The following is a 14,758-nucleotide window of genomic DNA, read 5'->3' on the forward strand; positions in this document are numbered from 1 at the left end:
GGCTTACGAAAAATGGCAAATCACCTACATCGTTAGGACTAGCCCTGAGTAAAAAAAGCTCTTAATATCCGACCACAGCTAAATTGCTGCTATGCACAACACAGGCTGTGTACAACATAAGCTTTCTACAACTTGAAGGCTTTACAACATAAGTTTTACAACAAGGTCTCATCGCATTCCCTGTCCCCTGAAAGAGGAGTGAACGCCATGCAACACTTAGTCACCCCAACACAAGCGTTGGAAGTAGATGTTATGGAAGTATGGGCACAGCGTGCCCGCCAACAACGTGCGGCACTTGACGCTATTAAAGCTTACCTGCGCTAAGTCCCCAAACGTCATATTGGTTCAACGCCGCTCAACGCCTCGTTTCAGCGAGGCGTTTTTTTACCTAGTTAAATGGACAAGCATCACTATCAGGTCTAAATATACGACCTCCAGGCTATAACTATGCTTTACGCAGCCATGCATTACCCTGCAACATAGTCTCTTGACACAAGACGCCTGTATAAGATAACGCTCTTCTGCTTACCCGCACTCCTTACCAGATGAACCGCTTTAATGCTCGCTACCATTAGGCTTAATTATATTTGTCACCTCTTTAAAAAAACAAATAGTATTGCAATACCTAGTGGATTAATGATAACCACCTCGACGCTTCAGTATACATAGTCCCCCCAAATCATTTACTTCACGGCTGGGTATGGAGTTATATAAAGAAATAGTCTAATATTAATTCGGCTGATAAAGGCGCAATACTCAACGTGCAGACTCTTCTTGTTATGCACGCACATTGACGAAGGAACGGACGATGCAAACACCTTTTTTGGTTCGCAAAACATCTTATGCTTTAGGTTTAGTGGCGACACTCGCCCTTAGCGGCTGTCAATCAGGCGCTGATCTCGGAGGCTTAATGTCTGCGGGCTCCAGCTTAGCCGGCGCTGCCACGATGTCAGATCAGCAAATGCAACAACTAGGCGATCAAACCATCGCCCAGCTTGACTCCCAGAACCACCTTGTTGCAGACGATAGCCAGTATGCAAAACGCTTGGCCGAGTTAACCCAAGGCTGGGAAACAGTCGACGGCCATACGCTTGACTATAACGTTTATCGAATAGAAGAAATGAATGCTTTTGCGGTACCCAACGGATCCATTCGACTGCATAGCGGGCTGATGGATGAGATGACCGACGATGAAGTGCGTTACGTTATCGCCCACGAGATCGGCCACGTCTCGTTAGGACACTCCAAGCGTGCTTTCCAGGTTGCCTATGCTGCTTCCGCTGCACGTGAAGCAGCTGCGGCCAGCGGCAGCACTACCGCCGCCGCACTATCAAGCTCTGAGCTTGGTGACCTGGGCGAAAAACTGATCAATGCTCAGTTCTCTCAAAGCCAAGAGAGTGCAGCTGATGACTATGCCATTGAGCTAATGCAGCGCCACGACATGAATGCAGAGGCTTCAGTTGCAGCTCTACGCAAAATGGAAGCCAAATACGGCAACAACAGCAGCGTCTTCTCCAGCCACCCAGCAGCGGGTGATCGTGCAGAGCGCCTAGAAGCTTCGTTCCAGTAAAGCTCAGGCACTGGTACTCCTGCCAAGTTAGTCTTGATAATGAATGGCAGGAGTATTGGTTGCTTAGGTTTACCGATTTTTCTTACCCCCACTAAGCCCACTCGCCACCCTCTTCTTGCTGTTCGGACAGTTGCGTCAGGTAAGTGCCCTGCAAGATATACATCCGCTTTACATCGCGGTATTTGCCATTGATAAAGAACTCCTGCACCAAGTGGCCCTCTTCTATAAAGCCACTCTCCTCGTAAAGATGAATCGCTTTGACATTATCCACCGCCACAATGAGATATACCTTGTGCAGGTTTAGAATGGTGAACGAGTAATGCAGCGCTTGGCGAATTAACGTGCGCGCAAACCCTTTGCCCTGATGCTCCGGGGTAATAATGATTTGAAACTCGCCGCTGCGATGGATGTAGTCGATCTCGATCAGTTCTACCAGACCGATGGCATTTCCATGGCTATCTTCAGCGACAAAGCGCCGTTCGGCGTTGTCATGGATATGCTTGTTATACAGCTCCTCCAGCTCATCAAATGACTCGTAAGGCTCTTCAAACCAGTACGACATAATGCTCTGGTTATTATTTAGCTCATGCACAAAGCGCAGGTCGTTGCGCTCCAGTGCACGCAAATAAAGTGTATGGCCCATTGCCCGCTTTCCTTATGAATATCCGTTAAGAATACTCGTTTTAAACTTGCCCGCCACTCGGTTCTTGCCTTTAGGTTAGGCCATTTTGGCCAGGCGTCTAAATGAAAACAGCTCCGCCAAAGGGTGTTCTCTACCCTCTATAAGCGCTCGCAGCAGTTTGGCGCCTATCATGCTATAGCTAATGCCGTTGCCGCCGTAGGCCATGGCAAAATGAACGCGTGGGCCTAGGGCGTCATGCGGGCCGAAAAAAGGTAGACCGTCGTCGGTTTCAGCAAAGGTGCCACCCCAAGAGAATGTTGGGTTGATATCGAGCTTAGGCCATAGCGTTGCTATTTTAGCTGTTAGCCCTTCGGCCTTTTCTTCTACCCTCGCATCGCGGCGCTTGGGAATATCTTCATCGTCGTCGTCTCCCCCTACGAGAAGTCGTCCATCGCAGGTAGTGCGCATATACAGGTAGGGGCGCGATGATTCCCACATCATGGTGTGGCGCAGTTTGCCCAATGCCTCTGGCGGTAGTGGGTCGGTAATCAGCGCATAGCTACTGCGATTGACGGCCACCTTTTCTGGCAGCCAGGCTTGAGACTCATACCCTGCGGCCATCACTACGTACTGGCAACGCAGCTTGGCGCCATTGGCCAGAGTGAGCGTGACGCCTTGATCATCCGGCGTCATCGTCTCCATCTGTGTGCGGTCATATACTTCTCCCCCACGCGCGACCACTCTGGAAAACAGCTGATATGCCATGCGATAAGGATCAATAGTGGCGGCTAGCTGAGTAAGAATAGCGCCGGGTGCCTCAAAGCCGTACTCCGCCAAAATAGCCTTGCGCTCAAGCCACTCGGCTTCAAAACCGTGTTTTTGGCGCAGCGCCAATTCCTCCTGAAGCGATGCGACATCCTCTTCGCTACTGGCATAGTAAAGGCTTTGCTGACGCTCAAAGTCCACATCGCCCAGCCCTGCCGCCAGGGACTCAAGCTCACCAATGGCCTCTGCACAGGCGCGGTAAGCACGCACTGCATCGGCTTCCCCGTAGCGCTCGGCTAACTCTGTCATATGGGTGTCAATTTCGTACTGCAGTAAAGCAGTACTGGCGGCTGAACTGCCCCACCCAACATCCCGGCGTTCAAGCACCACCACATGGTGGCCACTGCGGCTTAGCTCATCAGCAATCAACGCCCCCGTAATACCGCCACCAATCACAACAACCTCGCATTGGTGATCGCGAGTCAATTGAGGAAAGGTTTTCAACAGGCCATTTTTGACCGCCCAAAAGGGATAACCACTTTTCAGATCCATCTGTTTGCCTTTGCTTGAGAGACTTGCAGTATGCTGTTAACCATAGATGGTTCCCCGGAACTTGCTTGAGAAAACGCTTCTGAGTGATCGCCCCACACAATAAAGGAGATGCACATGATTGATTTACGCAGTGATACGGTGACCCGTCCGACCTCTGCCATGAAAGACACCATGATGGCCGCCCCGGTTGGCGATGATGTGTGGGGCGATGACCCAACGGTCAACGCGTTTCAAGCCAACCTGGCCGAGCAGGCAGGTAAAGAAGCGGCGCTGCTGTTTCCTAGCGGGACTCAAAGCAACCTGGTGGCGCTAATGGCCCACTGCGAGCGCGGCGATGAGTACATTGTTGGGCAGTCCGCACACGCCTATCGTTGGGAAGGCGGTGGCGCCGCGGTGCTGGGCAGTATCCAGCCCCAGCCCATTGAAAACGCCGCCGACGGTAGCCTGCCACTGGAAAAAATCAGTGCCGCGATTAAAGCCGACGATTTTCACTTTGCGCGTACTAAGCTGCTGGCATTAGAAAACACCATTGGCGGCAAAGTGCTGCCCGCAGAGTACGTATTAAAAGCCACTGAGCTTGCCCGCGAGCGTGGTCTGGCAACGCATTTAGACGGCGCGCGCTTATTCAATGCCGCAGTCGCAACCGACACCTCGCTCAAGCAGCTGTGCCTGCCGTTCGATAGCGTGTCGCTGTGCTTCTCAAAAGGCCTGGGTACGCCAATAGGGTCGGCACTGGTAGGCCCACAAGCATTGATCGACCGCGCTCGGCGCTGGCGTAAAGTGGTGGGTGGTGGCATGCGCCAATCAGGTATTATCGCCGCCGCCTGCCAGTATGCGTTAGATCACCACGTGGCAGACTTAGCCGACGATCACCGCCGTGCAGAGCGCCTTGCAGCGGGCTTAGCAAAGCTGCCAGGAGTCGAGATCAGCGCTCAGGCAACCAATATGGTATTCGCGCATTTTCCCGATGCGCATGTAAAGCCACTCTCCGCCTGGCTAAAAGAGCACGGCATTTTGATTGAGCTGCTTTACGCCACGCGTTTCGTTACCCATCGTGATCTTGATGACGCAGATATCGACAAGGTCATCGCGGTGATGGAGGCCTATTTTAGTCGCCATTAAAAACGAGTCGTCATTAACCAGTAAATAGTTTAGCTAAGAGATGACGCCCCTAAAGCAAGATGTACAGCGATGCCTGCCATCATCAAGCCAATCAGGCCATCGATAATGCGCCATGCGATGGGTTTTGAAAGCCAAGGCGAAAGCGCAGCGCCGCCCCAGGCCAGCAGGCTGAACCAGAGGATGGAGGCAGTCGAGGCTCCCGCCACAAAAACACCGGCGCTCTCCTGCTGGGCGCCAATGGCGGGTATCAGCAGCAGCGTATCCAGATACACCTGAGGGTTAAGCACGGTGACGGCAAGGGTGGCGAAAATCACTTTGGTTAAGCTGCGCGCTTTGCCCGCTTCGGCACTTAACCCTTGCCGCCCGCTAAAGGCTCTAAACAGCGCCTGAGCCGCCAGCCAGCTTAAAAACACTACGCCCACCCAGCGCATTGCCTCCAATGCGTTGGGCATCGTCAGCAGAAAAGCACTCACCCCAAACATGCCCGCCGTGAGCAGGATAATATCCGCGCTGATGCACAACCCTGCCGACCACCAGTGGTACTCACGACGAATAGCCAGCCCTAGGATATAGGCGTTTTGCGCCCCAATCGCCATGATAATCCCGCCGCACACCACTAGCCCGGTGATATAACTTTCCCACATTGCCCTGCCCCCATTGCCGGAATTAGCGTCGCGTTAATTAATCTGGCAATAAAGTAACCGGGAATGCTGATTGCTAAAAATCATCCTGCTAATGGGGTATTAGTTTTTCTTATACTCACCCTCTTACACACAGCCTATCTATTTTGATTCCAAGGCTATGGTTTGTTGGAACGTTTGAACTGAAGCGCACGCTCAACACCACGAATTTCCGCCATGCCGCGCAAACGCCCGATTGCCGGGTAGCCAGGTTTAAAGTCGCTGCGCAAATCACTCAACATCGCATGACCATGGTCTGGACGGAAGGGAAGTTGTTCGCCCCTTTTTGCTTCAATGTCCAGAATGATATCGACCAGGCGAACCATATCGGTATCACCCTCTAAATGGGCATCTTCGTGGAAACTGGCCCCATCTGCTTCCAAGGTAGTATTTCGTAAGTGTAAAAAGTGCACTCTATCTGCCTGTTCTTGCAATATTGCAGGCACATCGTTATCAGCTCGTACGCCCAGTGATCCAGAGCAGAGCGTGAAACCATTTACCGGCGAATCGACCATATTCGCAATGTCTCTTAAGTCCTGAGCGGTTGAGACCACTCTCGGCAGCCCGAACAGAGAATACGGTGGATCGTCTGGATGAATCGCTAATCGAACGCCTGTATGCGCTATCTTTGGAATGACTCTTGAGAGAAACGAAGCGAGGTTTTCTCTCAAGACCTCAGCAGTAATGTCTTTGTAGGCAGCGAGCCGCTCGCTAAAGCTATCGAGACTGTAGCTTTCTTCAGCGCCGGGTAGGCCAGCAATAATAGTATTCGTTAGTTCCTCAACCTGATCTGCGTTCATTTCAGATAGGCGAGCCCGGGCTGATTCCTGCGTTTTCTCGTCATAATCTGACGCTGCGCCGGGGCGCTGCAGTATAAGCAAATCAAAAACGACGACGCTAAGCGCGTCATACCTTAAGCATAAGGCCCCATCAGGTAACTCATGGCGCAAGGACGTCCGGGTCCAATCAAGGACGGGCATAAAGTTGTAACAGATGGTTTTTATGCCAGCCTCGGCAAGGTTAATGGCACTTTCAGCCCAGGCATCGGCCAGTGTTTCCCAACCATGGGCGTGAGTCTTTATATCCTCATGAATTGGAATGCTTTCTGCTACTGTCCACTCAAGCCCAGCAGCTTCGATAATAGCTTTACGCTCCATGATTTCACTCAAGGGCCACACACAACCGTTCGGTAAGTGATGCAAAGCCGTCACAACACCAGTCGAGCCCGCTTGTCGTACATCCGACAAGCTGATTGGATCGTCCGGCCCAAACCAGCGCCATGTATGTTTCATCAATCTTCTCCCCCGTATTATTAGTGTTAAATAATGCTCTTATTAAATCGTGCTCTTGTTAAACAGATAACCGTCAAAATTCGGGTCTTCCACGTCGGAAAGCTCCATTAGGGTGTCTCGGACGTTATCTAAATGAACCCACATCGCCTTACGCGCCCCTTCGGCATCTTTTAGCTGCAGTGCAGAGAGAATATCCTGATGATCCTTTAGCCATTTTTCTCGGTAGTTGGTATCAAATATCCGCTCATGCAGTCTGGCCCACATCAAGCTCTGGTCTCTTTTGGCCCACAGTTCAGAGACCATATCGACCAGTACACTGTTTTGCGTCGCCTCTGCTATCAGGCGATGGAATAGCTCATCACTGGAGTAGTCGTTATTCTTTTCTTCAATGCCCTTGCGCTCCATATCAAGCGCTTCCCGCATGCGTACAATATCGTTTTTGGTGACTGACACCGCGGCAAAGCCGGCGATGCTGCTTTCCAAAAGCTGCCTTGCCTGTAACAGTTCAAACGGTCCTATATCATCCACAACAGGCTGTGCTACCGAGCGACTGTCGGAAAGCAAATAGATGCCAGACCCTTTTCTCACTTCAACCAGCTCTTCAATTTCAAGCATGAGTATGGCTTCGCGCGCTGCGGATCTGCCCACGTTCAAAGCCTCTGAAATCTGACGCTCAGTCATAATACGATCGCCGACTTTATACCCTTTCTGCTGAATCAAAATCTTTAAGTCGCGAGCCAGCTCTTGGTAACGCCGTAAACCTTTATGCATTAGATTTCATTTCCATTTTTAATCTTTTATAGAGTGGTAAAAAGAAGCTAGAACATTAAATGCTTCTTTTTTTGTAGATTTATCAGCAGCAATCAACCCTTTCCGGTTGAACCCTCTCTGAAAGATATTTTGTCTTCGCTCAACTCTAAAATCGTATAAAATCCAAGGCGACATGCCTTTGATGTACGCTAATTTTTGCAGCGTATCGATCTGCCGCCGGTACACATCCGCCATATATTTTTCGCTGAACAGGCCTTCAGACGGGCCTTGAGATGAGTTATCGCCATCCGCCCCTGTTTCAGAAATGACGACGGGACGATCAGGGTCGGAATTTTTTCCGATGGCGTACAGGTCGTCGAAGTTTTCATCGTACCAACCGTAATACTCATTAATGCCTATAACGTCTAAATGGTCGACTAACCGATCCTCAATTTTCAATTTTGCATGATTAATCAGACACGCTGCGGCGACTAAGCGCGTGGGGTCGTTTAGGCGTGCAGTTTCAGCCAGGTCACGCATAAAAGAGAGACGGCTATCCGTATCTGGATTCTCGTTGCCAATCGACCAAATGATAACGCTAGCTCTATTGCGGTCACGCTTTATTAACTCAATGAGTTGGTTTTTAGCATCTTTAAGTGTGTTGTGATTATCAAAGTCAATGGCCCAGTAAACGGGAATTTCTTGCCACAGTAAAAAGCCCATCTCATCGGCTAGTTCAGCTGCACGTTCATGATGGGGGTAGTGCGCGAGGCGAAGAAAATTACACCCGAGCTCTTTCGCATGTGCGAGCCGTCTGCGAATGTCTTCATCGGACGTCACTTTCCCGAGGATGTCATCGTCTTCATGGACAGAAATGCCACGTAGCCAGATAGGCTCACCGTTTAGGAGAATATCGACCCCTTGGCGAACGATGGAGCGGAAGCCGACATTGTCAGTAATACGGTCTTCGCCAGCCGTCAGCACCACTTTATACAGGCGTGGGTTTTCAGGCGACCATCGCTCTGGCTCTGCTGCTATTCGGCAAGTACCTTTGCCCTGTTCAATGCTAATCTCTTGAGCAATGCCTAATTCAGGTATCTCAAGGTGAGCATGGTGAATGCTGGGGCCATCAACAGCTCTATCAACAACTACATCAACCTCTATCGCCCTTCCATCCTGAGAAAGGCGAATGAACATATCGCGAATGAATTCTCTGGGTAAGCTAAAGAGCTCGACCTCGCGGTAAACGCCACCGTAATTAAACCAGTCTGTATTGCGCATCGGTACGCGATCCAGCGTACGGGTATTATTGACACACAGCATCAGCCAATTGGTTTCTTCGGCAAGGTCATCCGTCAGCTCAACGTAGAAGGGAGTCGAGCCACCATAGTGATTGCCCAGGAATTTTCCGTTAAGAAATACTTTACAGTCGTACTGAGCCGCACCGACCCTAAGGATGTAGCGTTGGTCTGATTCCGCGTCACTCTCTCGCTTTTTAAAAAGCTCTGGGGGCAGCTTTTTGGTGTACCAAGCACTGCCCTCAAAGAAGTACCATTTTTCCTTTAACATGGCCCAGTTTGAGGGCACCGGGATGGACTCACCCATAAATGGGTCGTAGTCCCAGGGTTCAACGCGATCGACAGGGTTGGCCGGCTGCATTTCATACCATTTTTGACGCAGACCTGTATCAAGCAAATCCACGCAAAAATTCCAACTGCCGTTAAGCGACGTTGACGTGCGGCCTTTCGTGAACACCATGGTGGAGTGATTCAGATTTTGCAGATTCAACGGCACGTCGTACTCTTCGTCATGTAACGACGTGAGGGCATTCTCAGCCAAGGATGATCGCTCTAGCATCTCCCACCTCCCCTGCAGCGGTTTTAGTTAGCCTCTGCCTTGATTCGGCTGATTAGATCGGCCAATTCAGCAGATTGGTTGGCCACTTCATCGTGCATAGGCATGACCGCTTCAATAAAGGGCGCTTTATCTACTTCATTAATCTCAACCCCCATCTCAGTCTCTGCGGTTTCCAATGCTGCCATTGCCGCTTTATTCCAGGAATCGGAATGGAATGCCTGAGCCTCTGATGCCGCCTGTCTCATCGCCGCTTGCTGATCCTCCGACATACGATCCCAGGCGCAGCTGGAGATGACGACCACGGATGGGATGATGGTATGTTCATCAAGCGAAAAATGGCTTGCTACCTCGCCATGACGCGCGTTCGTCAGGGCCGTTGGGTTATTTTCTGCCATCTCGACCACCCCTTGCTGCAGCGCACTGTAAAGCTCGCCCCAATCAATAGGTGTCGGATTACCTCCCAACAGCTCAACCATTCTTACCGCTGATGGGCTTGGTTGTACTCTTACATTCAGACCCTCTAGGTCTGCTGGCGATTGAATGGCCCGGTCACCATAAAAGGAGCGAGCCCCCTCGGTTAAAAAGGCAACCCCTATGAATCCTTTATCACGTGACGCGTTAAGAATATCTTGGCCAATATCTCCGTTAATGACCCGTTCAAAATGCTCTTCGCTTTCAAAAATGAAAGGTAAATTCATGGCGCTGTACATTGGCTCGAATGCTTCCAGTTCGGCCGTATTGCTGCGCGCCATATCCAATGTACAGTTTTGTACCAACTCCATGGATTCACGCTGCGAGCCAAGCTGTGCGTTGGCATAAATGCGGATATCCAGTTCACCATCGGTGAGCTCTGAAAGACGTTCACTCATGTACTGCATGCTGACATGAGTAGGATGGTCTTCAGGATTATTGTGGTTCAGCCGCAGTGTCTGGGCTTGAGCTGAGGCCGCTGACATGAACAGCGCCGCACTGATTAGAGCCGTGTGTCGCAAGGCTTTTGTTGTCATCAGCTGTTTCTCCTGCTTGTTATGCTTGTTGTTGTGATTGTTGTCGTGAAAGCCGACTGTCATTGAGGCACTCACTTTCTAAGTTACAGATGCAAGATGGCTTACCGACTATATCATGTCAACCAATAAAACAAATTGGTTGACATCTTTTAGAGTAGAAGCGACTCTCTGCACAATGACTAGGGAGTAAGAAGCTAGTCACCAATACACAAAAATAAAACCAGAGGTCTTACGTATGAAACGCACAATGGACTATGTGCTTGGCACGTCTGTGTTTTTAATACTGTTGATCATCGTCGTCAGTGTGACGTGGCAAGTATTATCCCGGTACGTACTAGGCACCCCAAGCACAGCGACAAGTGAAATCGCTCGCTTGTTGTTCATGTGGTTAGCGCTACTTGGAGGTGCTTACACCTTTGGCCAAGCTCGACATCTCGCCATTGATATATTGCCTCTTGCCTTAAACGGCCGCTCACGTCAGTTACTTAATACACTCATACTGTTAATCGTGGCTGGCTTTGCCTTCTTTGTAATGGTTTGGGGTGGTTGGCAAATGGTCTCCCGAACGCTGGCATCGGGCCAAATCACCCCCACGTTGAGACTCCCCATGGGCTATGTATATGGTCCCATTCCAGCTTCCGGGCTAATCATCATTTTTTACTGTTTTATCTTTTTAGGGCGGGTTTGGCTTAACCCTAAGTCGGAGGGCGGCTTCACTATCGATCCGCAACAAGCACCTGCTCCACAAGAGAGAGATTAATATGAATATAACCGTCCTGGTGCTTTTTGGGTCGTTCGCGCTTTTAATGGTCTTAGGCATACCCATTGCGTTCGCGATTGGCGTATCTGCGACACTCACCTTCCTGCTATTCATGAGCGTCGACCAATCCCTCAGCATTGTTGCCCAGCAAATAGCGTCGGGGCTTGATAGCTTTACGTTAATAGCCATCCCCTTCTTCATTTTGGCTGGCAACATTATGAATCGAGGCGGCATCGCACTTCGCCTTATCGATTTAGCGAAAGTGCTTGCCGGAAGGCTTCCTGGCTCGCTTGCCCACGTCAATATCATTTCCAATATGCTGTTCGGCGCTTTATCCGGCTCAGCCGTTGCGTCAGCGGCGGCCGTTGGGGGCGTAATGGCTCCTATCCAGAAGCGGGAGGGTTATGATCCTGCTTTTTCGACAGCCGTTAACGTCACCTCTTGTCCTACGGGCCTGTTGATTCCTCCCAGCACAACACTCATTGTTTACTCGCTGATTACTGGCGGCACGTCGATAGCCGCGCTTTTTTTGGCGGGTTATATCCCCGGTATCATCATGGGCTTATCCCTGATGGTGGTGGCAGGGATCATATCTAAAAGAAAGGGCTACCCCGTCGCGGAGAAACCCTCCCTTGCTGAAGTTAAATCAGCAGTACGCCGGGCGATATTACCTTTAGGCCTTATTGTAGTGGTGATTGGCGGTATTATTAGTGGCGTATTTACGGCGACCGAAGCCTCAGCGATCGCAGTTGCTTATTCACTGTTCCTGTCTTTATGTTGGTACAGAGAAATAGGGGTAACGGATCTTCCCAAGATCTTTATCGACTCGGTCGTCACAACGTCTATCGTATTATTTTTAATCGGCTGCTCCATTGCCATGTCCCGCGCCATGGCGTTCGGCGACATACCTTTAACGATCTCTTCTTTTATGATCGGTATATCTGATAATCCGATCATCATTCTACTGTGCATTACCGCCGTACTGCTGGTGATTGGTACTTTTATGGATATGACACCAGCACTGCTTATCTTCACCCCTATCCTTATGCCAGTGATGCAGGATATCGGTATAGACCCGGTTCACTTCGGCATCATCATGACGATCAATCTCTGCGTCGGTATCTGTACCCCGCCAGTGGGCTCAGCACTGTTTGTCGGCTGCTCCATCAGTGGCGTGAGTATTGGTCAAGTGATGAAACCCATCCTGCCATTTTATTTAGTCTTGATAGCCATTGTTCTACTGGTGACCTTCGTTCCACAAATCAGCTTATTTTTGCCCCAGCTTATTTTAGGTTATTAACGAGTTGGTTCCAGGTGATGACCACCGTTAAATCCTGAATTCAGGAATCAAAGGATAAACAATGAAAACCTTAAAAAACTGGCGCCTGGAGCACCACGACGACACGACAGTGCAACTGAGAGTGCACGATAGACATTTAATCTGCATCAACATTCTAGACAACAAATTGTTCCGAGTGCGGCTGCTAAAAGATGGTGCATGGCGCCTTAACCGCTCATGGACGGTAAACCCGGATGGCAACACCTTACCAAAGGGCCGCTCACGTGATTCGGTGACGGGGTTCAGTTGTCCCCAGTACAAGCTTGGGTGGTCGGATGGGCAGTTGCAGATCGAGACCGATGCCTTACGGCTCATCGTCTCTCAGCCGCTGCATTTTAAGTGGGAAGCCTTCGTGGATGAGGGCTGGAAGTATTTAACTGAAGACAGACCCACCGGCGCTTATATGCTGGGCGTTAAGAACCATGCCCACGCCCACTATTTACGTCGGCACCCCGATGAGCGGGTTTATGGCTTGGGCGAAAAAGCCGGGCTGTTGGAGCGGACGGGGCGGCGTTTCGAAATGCGCAGTTTAGACGCTATGGGGTATGACGCAGAGCGCACCGACCCGCTGTATAAACACCTGCCGTTCACCCTTACCCAAACCGCGTCCACCGGTAGTTTTAGTATCTTCTACGACACCTTGAACACCTGTGTATTGAACATAGGGCAAGAGCTTGATAACTACCACGCCCCTTATCGCTCCTTTACGGCCGATGATGGCGACCTGGATTACTACTTCCGCTGGTCTCCACAGCTTCTAGACCTGGTGAAGAGCCAGTTGGCGTTAACCGGTGGGATGGCATTTCCGCCGCGCTGGTCACTGGGCTATTCCGGGTCAACCATGGCCTATACCGATGCACCCGACGCTCAGGATCAGCTCATCGGCTTTTTGCGAAAGCTGGAGAACGAGGCCATCCCCTGCGACAGCTTTCATCTTTCTTCGGGTTACACCTCCATTGAAGATAAGCGTTATGTGTTTCATTGGAATAACGACAAGGTGCCCAATCCAACCACGTTGACGAAAGCCTTTAATGATTCCGGGGTGCGATTGATCGCCAACATCAAGCCCTGCTTGTTAAGGAACCACCCGCGCTACGCAGAAGTGGCAAACAATAAATTATTTATCCAAGACAGTGAATCTGACACACCGGAGCTTTCAAGCTTCTGGGACGATGAAGGCTCTCATCTCGACTTCACCAATCCCGATACGCTCAGTTGGTGGAAAGAGAACGTCACTCAACAACTGCTGAACCTCGGCATCACTTCCACTTGGAATGATAACAACGAATTTGAAGTGTGGGATCATGGCGCTCGCTGCGTTGGCTTTGGTGAAGAGGTCGAGGTGGGGCTGATACGGCCCTTGCATTCGCTGTTGATGGTTCATGCTTCATGGGAGGCGCAGTCACAACATGCGCCCCAACATCGCCCATACGTGGTGACCCGCTCAGGCTGTGCTGGCCTACAACAGTTTGCCCAGACCTGGACGGGAGACAACAAAACCAGTTGGGAGAGCCTGCGTTGGAATATCCGCATGGGGCTGGGCCTGTCGCTTTCGGGAATCTACAACATTGGGCATGATGTCGGTGGGTTTGCTGGCCCCCAACCTGGCCCCGAGCTTTTACTCCGTTGGGTTCAGAACGGCATCTTTCATCCCCGGTTCTCCATTCACAGTTGGAACAACGATGGCTCTGTGACCGAGCCTTGGACGCACCCCAGCGTTACCGAAGGCATCCGTGCCGCTATCCAATTCCGTTACCGCTTGTTGCCATATTTTTATACCTGCCTTTGGCAGGCGGTCAACAACCATGAACCCATGCTACGGCCCACTTTTCTCGATCACGAGAATGACGCACAGACCTATGCAGACACCGACGATTTCCTTCTAGGTCGAGACCTACTCGTAGCGTCTGTAGTTGAGCAAGGCGCAGATAAGCGGCGCATCTATCTGCCCGACAACCATGCAGGGTGGTGGGACTACTGGACAGGCCAATTGCATGCCCCGGGAACATGGTTTGAGAAGCCGGTTTCATTGGCGGATATGCCGCTGTTTGTTAAGGCTGGATCAATACTGCCGCTTGCTAATGAGGCCATAAAAGCAACGCCGGAGGCGCAAGTTGGCCGAACGTTGGCACTGTTTCCACAGCCTGGATCGTTTTCCTGCACCTCACTGATTTACGATGATGACGGCGAGTCCAAAGATGGCCCGCACTGCATCACCACTCTGCTGCTTACCGGCGATGAGCATAGTTTGGAACTGCAAATCAGCCAGGCTGGGGATATGCCTTTTCCATTTAAACAGCTCAATATAGTGCTACCAGCAGGTGAAAATCGCCCCTTGCACTACGGTGGTCGCGTCATAGAGCATGGCGGGCTAATCACCGTGGGAGAAGCGTCGTGAGCAGCGATAACACATTACTTTGGCGCTTTTGCACGAGCCGCTAT

12 protein-coding genes are annotated in these 14,758 nt (G+C 50.8%); 5 read left to right on the forward strand and 7 right to left on the reverse strand.

The window, feature by feature from the left end; translation table 11 throughout:
* Nucleotides 1–808: 808 nt before the first annotated feature.
* Nucleotides 809–1,570, forward strand: coding sequence for a M48 family metalloprotease (locus ACW17M_RS12465; protein WP_022521788.1), 762 nt, complete (start codon nucleotides 809–811; stop codon nucleotides 1,568–1,570).
* Nucleotides 1,571–1,661: 91 nt separating this feature from the next.
* Here ACW17M_RS12465 and speG read toward each other — a convergent pair whose 3' ends face one another.
* Nucleotides 1,662–2,213, reverse strand: a complete 552-nt coding sequence (gene speG, locus ACW17M_RS12470) for a spermidine N1-acetyltransferase (RefSeq protein WP_009287135.1) — start codon at nucleotides 2,211–2,213, stop codon at nucleotides 1,662–1,664.
* A 75-nt stretch (nucleotides 2,214–2,288) separates the two neighbouring features.
* The gene (locus ACW17M_RS12475) at nucleotides 2,289–3,509 is read right to left on the reverse strand and encodes an NAD(P)/FAD-dependent oxidoreductase (protein ID WP_141439774.1); all 1,221 of its coding nucleotides are present in this window, start codon (nucleotides 3,507–3,509) and stop codon (nucleotides 2,289–2,291) included.
* A gap of 114 nt (nucleotides 3,510–3,623) precedes the next feature.
* Between ACW17M_RS12475 and ltaE the strand changes: the two genes are divergently transcribed.
* The gene (gene ltaE / locus ACW17M_RS12480) at nucleotides 3,624–4,631 is read left to right on the forward strand and encodes a low-specificity L-threonine aldolase (protein WP_457547538.1); all 1,008 of its coding nucleotides are present in this window, start codon (nucleotides 3,624–3,626) and stop codon (nucleotides 4,629–4,631) included.
* 29 nt (nucleotides 4,632–4,660) lie between these two features.
* On the opposite strand, the gene ACW17M_RS12485 is transcribed toward ltaE, so the two are convergent.
* From ACW17M_RS12485 to ACW17M_RS12505, 5 genes are all read right to left on the reverse strand, one after another.
* Nucleotides 4,661–5,275: a LysE/ArgO family amino acid transporter gene (locus tag ACW17M_RS12485; protein WP_022521792.1), complete on the reverse strand. Its 615-nt coding sequence runs from the start codon at nucleotides 5,273–5,275 to the stop codon at nucleotides 4,661–4,663.
* 155 nt (nucleotides 5,276–5,430) lie between these two features.
* Entirely contained in the window at nucleotides 5,431–6,603 is a 1,173-nt protein-coding gene (gene uxuA, locus ACW17M_RS12490) for a mannonate dehydratase (protein ID WP_022521793.1), read from the reverse strand.
* A 42-nt stretch (nucleotides 6,604–6,645) separates the two neighbouring features.
* A complete protein-coding gene (locus ACW17M_RS12495; protein ID WP_027959959.1) occupies nucleotides 6,646–7,374 on the reverse strand; it encodes an FCD domain-containing protein in 729 nt (242 codons plus the stop codon).
* An 18-nt stretch (nucleotides 7,375–7,392) separates the two neighbouring features.
* Nucleotides 7,393–9,210 carry a glycoside hydrolase family 2 protein gene (locus ACW17M_RS12500; protein ID WP_457547539.1) on the reverse strand — a complete coding sequence of 606 codons (1,818 nt, stop codon included), beginning with the start codon at nucleotides 9,208–9,210 and terminating at the stop codon, nucleotides 7,393–7,395.
* Nucleotides 9,211–9,233: 23 nt separating this feature from the next.
* On the reverse strand, nucleotides 9,234–10,280 hold the full coding sequence (locus tag ACW17M_RS12505; protein ID WP_200890223.1) for a TRAP transporter substrate-binding protein: 1,047 nt from the start codon (nucleotides 10,278–10,280) through the stop codon (nucleotides 9,234–9,236).
* Between the two features lie 172 nt (nucleotides 10,281–10,452).
* Here ACW17M_RS12505 and ACW17M_RS12510 point away from each other — a divergent pair, with 172 nt between their 5' ends.
* The 3 genes from ACW17M_RS12510 (at nucleotide 10,453) to ACW17M_RS12520 (ending at nucleotide 14,714) form a co-directional block, all read left to right on the forward strand.
* The gene (locus ACW17M_RS12510; protein WP_009287128.1) at nucleotides 10,453–10,977 is read left to right on the forward strand and encodes a TRAP transporter small permease; all 525 of its coding nucleotides are present in this window, start codon (nucleotides 10,453–10,455) and stop codon (nucleotides 10,975–10,977) included.
* A 1-nt stretch (nucleotide 10,978) separates the two neighbouring features.
* On the forward strand, nucleotides 10,979–12,277 hold the full coding sequence (locus ACW17M_RS12515; protein WP_009287127.1) for a TRAP transporter large permease: 1,299 nt from the start codon (nucleotides 10,979–10,981) through the stop codon (nucleotides 12,275–12,277).
* 61 nt (nucleotides 12,278–12,338) lie between these two features.
* Nucleotides 12,339–14,714: a glycoside hydrolase family 31 protein gene (locus ACW17M_RS12520; RefSeq protein ID WP_457547540.1), complete on the forward strand. Its 2,376-nt coding sequence runs from the start codon at nucleotides 12,339–12,341 to the stop codon at nucleotides 14,712–14,714.
* Nucleotides 14,715–14,758 lie beyond the last annotated feature (44 nt).

It is taken from the genome of Vreelandella sp. 2A-K22, from assembly GCF_054065485.1.

Excerpts from the sequence above, each read along its gene's own strand:
- ACW17M_RS12500 (WP_457547539.1), bottom strand. The coding sequence starts at position 9,210 with ATGCTAGAGCGATCATCCTTGGCTGAGAATGCCCTCACGTCGTTACAT.
- ACW17M_RS12495 (WP_027959959.1), bottom strand. The coding sequence starts at position 7,374 with ATGCATAAAGGTTTACGGCGTTACCAAGAGCTGGCTCGCGACTTAAAG.
- ACW17M_RS12485 (WP_022521792.1), bottom strand. The coding sequence starts at position 5,275 with ATGTGGGAAAGTTATATCACCGGGCTAGTGGTGTGCGGCGGGATTATC.
- uxuA (WP_022521793.1), bottom strand. The coding sequence starts at position 6,603 with ATGAAACATACATGGCGCTGGTTTGGGCCGGACGATCCAATCAGCTTG.
- ACW17M_RS12475 (WP_141439774.1), bottom strand. The coding sequence starts at position 3,509 with ATGGATCTGAAAAGTGGTTATCCCTTTTGGGCGGTCAAAAATGGCCTG.
- ACW17M_RS12515 (WP_009287127.1), top strand. The coding sequence starts at position 10,979 with ATGAATATAACCGTCCTGGTGCTTTTTGGGTCGTTCGCGCTTTTAATG.
- ACW17M_RS12505 (WP_200890223.1), bottom strand. The coding sequence starts at position 10,280 with ATGACAGTCGGCTTTCACGACAACAATCACAACAACAAGCATAACAAG.
- ltaE (WP_457547538.1), top strand. The coding sequence starts at position 3,624 with ATGATTGATTTACGCAGTGATACGGTGACCCGTCCGACCTCTGCCATG.
- speG (WP_009287135.1), bottom strand. The coding sequence starts at position 2,213 with ATGGGCCATACACTTTATTTGCGTGCACTGGAGCGCAACGACCTGCGC.
- ACW17M_RS12520 (WP_457547540.1), top strand. The coding sequence starts at position 12,339 with ATGAAAACCTTAAAAAACTGGCGCCTGGAGCACCACGACGACACGACA.
- ACW17M_RS12465 (WP_022521788.1), top strand. The coding sequence starts at position 809 with ATGCAAACACCTTTTTTGGTTCGCAAAACATCTTATGCTTTAGGTTTA.
- ACW17M_RS12510 (WP_009287128.1), top strand. The coding sequence starts at position 10,453 with ATGAAACGCACAATGGACTATGTGCTTGGCACGTCTGTGTTTTTAATA.